Below are 4,240 nucleotides of genomic sequence, written 5' to 3' on the forward strand. Positions count from 1 at the left end.
CCAAGAAGCCGGCTGCGAAGAAGCCGGCCGCGAAGAAAAAAGGATAGGACAGCGTGGCGCGCAAGATCACCGGCAGAACCCACGGCGATCCGCGCACCGCCGACACCAGAGCCAAGGTCAAGGACGACTACCGGCCCTCGCGTGACGAAATCCTGCGCTACATCGCCGAAAATCCCGATCGCGCCGGCAAACGCGACATCGCCAAGGCGTTCGCACTGCGCGGCGACGACCGCATCTGGCTGAAGGATATTTTGCGCGACTTGCAGGACGAAGGCGTCCTCACCAAGGAGCGCAAGGGGCTGGCTCGCGTCGGTGCCCTGCCCCATGTCACGGTCCTCGATATTTTCGACCGCGATGCCGATGGCGTGCTCTTGGCCCGTCCTACCGAACACACGGCCAATGGGCCGCCGCCCATCGTCTCCATCCGCCTGTCGCGCAGTGGCAGTGGACCGGCGGGCGGCATTGGCGACCGCGTGCTGGCCAAGACCTTTCCGGCCGACGACACGAACGTCGCCCTGGGCGGCCCCGCCTACACCGGGCGGGTGGTGAAGATTTTCGAAAAACGTACCGATGCCGTGCTCGGTGTCTTTCGCATCTTGCAGGACGGCACCTTCCGCATCGAGCCGGTGGAACGGCGCCAGCCCGAACTGATCGTCGACAAGGAATTCCAGAACGGCGCCAAGAACGGTGACCTGGTGGAGGTCGAGCCGGCGCGGGCTTCCCGCTATGGGCTGCCGAGGGCCAAGGTGCTCAACGTGCTGGGCTCTCTGACCAGCGAAAAGGCGGTCTCGATGATCGCCATCCACGCGCACGACATTCCGCATATCTTCCCGGCCGACGTCATCGCAGAATCCGAAGCGGTCAAGCCGGCGACGCTGGATCACCGCGAGGATTGGCGCGACCTGCCGCTGATCACCATCGATCCGGCCGACGCCAAGGACCATGACGACGCCGTCTTCGCCACGCCGGATCTCGACGAGAAGAACCCCGGCGGCGTGGTTGCCACTGTCGCAATCGCCGACGTCGCCGCCTATGTGCGCTACGGCACGGCGCTCGACCGCGAAGCATTGAAGCGCGGCAATTCGGTCTATTTCCCGGATCGCGTCGTGCCGATGCTGCCCGAGCGCATCTCCAACGATCTCTGCTCGCTGCGGGAGGGCCAGGACCGTCCGGCGCTCGCCGTGCGCATGGTTTTTTCAGCCGAGGGCCGCAAGCTCAGGCACTCCTTCCATCGCGTCATGATGAAGTCGGCGGCAAAGCTCGCCTACCAACAGGCTCAGGCGGCAATCGACGGCGCGCCGGACGACAAGACAGGTCCGATCCTCAAAACCGTGCTGAAGCCACTGTGGGACGCCTATGCGATCCTCAAGCGCGGCCGCGACGGCCGCCAGCCGCTCGAACTCGACCTGCCGGAGCGCAAGATCGTGCTCAAGGCGGACGGCACCGTCGATCGCGTCATCGTGCCGGACCGGCTCGATGCCCATAAGCTCATCGAAGAATTCATGATCCAGGCCAATGTCGCGGCGGCCGAAACGCTCGAGGCGAAGAAACAGGAACTGGTCTATCGCGTCCATGACGCGCCATCACTGGCCAAACAGGAATCGCTGCGCGAGTTCCTGCAGACATTGGGCCTGTCACTTGCGCGCGGCGCGCAGATGCAGCCAAGCCAGTTCAACGGCATTTTGGAGCGCGTGCGCGGCGCCGACAATGAAGGCCTGGTCAACGAAGTGGTTCTGCGCTCGCAGAGCCAAGCCGAATACTCGCCAAAGAACATCGGCCATTTCGGTCTCAACCTCCGCCGCTACGCCCATTTCACCTCGCCGATCCGCCGCTATGCCGATTTAATCGTGCATCGCGGACTTATTGCCGCACTCGGATTGGGTCCCGGCGGGCTGACGCAGGACGAAGCGGTACGGCTCGAAGATGTCGCGGTGCTGATCTCCGGCACGGAACGCCGCGCAATGGCGGCCGAGCGGGACACGGTCGACCGTCTGATCGCCGCCTACCTTGCCGAACGCGTCGACGACCGGTTCGATGCCCGCATCTCCGGCGTCACCAAGTCAGGACTATTTGTCCAATTGCCGCAGTACGGCGCGGATGGTTTCATCCCGGTGTCAACATTGAACGGCGATTACTATATATACGACGAAACGGCCCGCTCCCTGTTCGGAGAACGCTCGGGCAAAGGCTACCAACTCGCGGACCGCGTCGAGGTCCGTCTCCTCGAGGTGGCGCCGATGGCCGGGGCGATGCGCTTCGAGATGTTGACCGACCCAAAGCCTCTGCCGGGCTCCAAGCGGTCGTTTCACAAGGCCAAGGGCCGCGCCCGCGCGTCGCAATCGCGACCGGGTTCGCGCGGCAGGAGACGATGATGACAACAGCCATGGAAGAACAGGTTTTCGGCGGAGAACATCACTCGGGCCGGACCGCGCGCCCGCTGTGGACGGCGATGAAGCGCGGCCTGCTCGGCCGCTGCCCGCATTGCGGCGAAGGCAAGCTGTTTCGCGCTTTCACCAAGACCGTCGACACATGCAGTGTCTGCGGCGAGGAATTGCATCACCACCGGGCCGACGACCTGCCCGCCTATCTGGTCATCGTCATCGTCGGCCATGTCGTGCTGGGCGCCTTCATGGGCGTTGAGGCCACGTCGACGCTGTCCACATGGCAGCACATCGCCATCTGGGTTCCGCTGACCATCCTTTTGTCGGTTGCGTTGCTGCAGCCGATCAAGGGTGCCGTCATCGGACTGCAATGGGCCTTCTATATGCACGGCTTCGGCGGCGAGCACGACGTGATCGAGCCGCATCCCGGAGCCTAGGCCGCAGCCAAGAATGCTGCCTGGCGCAACATACCGACCGTGAAAGGCCACTTTCGCTTGCCAGAAGTTTCCGCTAGGTCCTGCGCATGGACGGTATGACCAAGGCGGAAGTCGACAGGATCGAGCGGAGCATGATCGCTCATAGCGACCGGCCAATTCGCCCGCGCGACGCGGCAACCCTCATCCTGCTCGACCGCAAGGACGATGACGTGCTGGTTCTGATGGGTCGCCGTCATGCCGGCCACGCCTTCATGCCGGGCAAGTTCGTCTTTCCCGGCGGCCGCACCGATCCGGCCGACAGCCGCATACCGGTCGTCGCCGCATTGCACCCGGAGCAGGAAGCCAGGCTGATCGCCGGACCGGGCCGCACAAGCGCCGCACGAGCCCGCGCCATCGCCCTGTCCGCCATCCGCGAAACCTATGAGGAAGCCGGGCTGCTGATCGGCCGCAAGGGTGCTTTCGCAACCCCCAGGCCCGATTGGCAAGGCTTTGCCGAACACGGCGTGCAACCCTCTCTCGACATGCTGCGCTTCGTTGCGCGCGCCATCACGCCGCCCAACCGGGTGCGCCGCTTCGACACCCGCTTTTTCAGCGCCTGGCGTGACGACGTCGCCGTCGAACTGCCCGGTGGCAGTCCCACCAACGAGCTCGAAGAACTGGTCTGGCTGCCGCTCGCCAAGGCCAGGGAAGCCGACATACCCGACATCACCCGAATGATCCTGGACGAGCTGGAAAAGCGCCTCGCCCATGATCCACTGTTGCGTCCAGGCGGACCCGTGCCCTTCTACCGGCTTGTCCGCAGACGCTTCACCCGCGAACTTCTCTAGAGCAATTCCAGGAAAAGTGTGACGCGGTTTTCCCGGAAAAGCGCTCAGCACTTTCCTTAGATCAAACAGGCAGAGTATTCAGCATCCCATGACGGTCGATACCCAACCACAGGGCGACGAACGCGTACACTGGCTGCCGATGGCGGCGGCGATCTCGTCGATCAGCGTCGTCGGCATCGCCATCGGCCTCGGCATGCCGCTGCTCAGCGTCATCCTTGAAACGCGCGGCCATTCGGCTTCGATGATCGGCCTCAACACCGCCGTTGCCGGCCTCGCCTCGATCGCCGGTGCGCCGCTGGCTACTCCGCTCGCCATGCGGTTCGGCGTTGCCTGGACCATGATCGCCATGATCGCCGCCGGCGCGCTGGCCTTTGTCGGCTTTCATTTCGCACCCGATTTCTGGATGTGGTTTCCACTGCGCATCGTGCTGCACATCGCGCTGACGGTGCTGTTCATCCTGTCCGAATTCTGGATCAGCACCTCGGCGCCGCCGCACCGACGCGGCCTTGTGCTGGGCATTTACGCCACTGTCCTGTCGCTCGGCTTTGCCGCCGGACCGTGGCTGTTCGCCCATCTCGGCAGTTCCGGCTTCAGG

The 4,240-nt window shown here is 64.3% G+C and carries 4 protein-coding genes; all 4 read left to right on the forward strand.

Features of this window, described 5'->3' with window-relative positions:
* Positions 1-53 precede the first annotated feature (53 nt).
* Positions 54-2,372: a ribonuclease R gene (rnr, locus tag EN964_RS26655; RefSeq protein ID WP_127276939.1), complete on the forward strand. Its 2,319-nt coding sequence runs from the start codon at positions 54-56 to the stop codon at positions 2,370-2,372.
* Positions 2,373-2,383: 11 nt separating this feature from the next.
* On the forward strand, positions 2,384-2,818 hold the full coding sequence (locus EN964_RS26660) for a DUF983 domain-containing protein (protein WP_174800363.1): 435 nt from the start codon (positions 2,384-2,386) through the stop codon (positions 2,816-2,818).
* Positions 2,819-2,904: 86 nt separating this feature from the next.
* The gene (locus tag EN964_RS26665; RefSeq protein WP_127271326.1) at positions 2,905-3,645 is read left to right on the forward strand and encodes an NUDIX domain-containing protein; all 741 of its coding nucleotides are present in this window, start codon (positions 2,905-2,907) and stop codon (positions 3,643-3,645) included.
* A gap of 88 nt (positions 3,646-3,733) precedes the next feature.
* Positions 3,734-4,240: MFS transporter (locus EN964_RS26670; RefSeq protein WP_164776006.1), on the forward strand; the 507-nt coding region annotated here is incomplete at its 3' end.

The sequence above is a fragment of the Mesorhizobium sp. M7A.F.Ca.CA.001.10.2.1 genome (genome assembly GCF_003998575.1).
GTDB lineage: Bacteria > Pseudomonadota > Alphaproteobacteria > Rhizobiales > Rhizobiaceae > Mesorhizobium.

Bases quoted from the DNA above. Each gene is read 5' to 3' on its own strand.
- EN964_RS26660 (WP_174800363.1), top strand. From the start codon at position 2,384: ATGGAAGAACAGGTTTTCGGCGGAGAACATCACTCGGGCCGGACCGCG.
- EN964_RS26665 (WP_127271326.1), top strand. From the start codon at position 2,905: ATGGACGGTATGACCAAGGCGGAAGTCGACAGGATCGAGCGGAGCATG.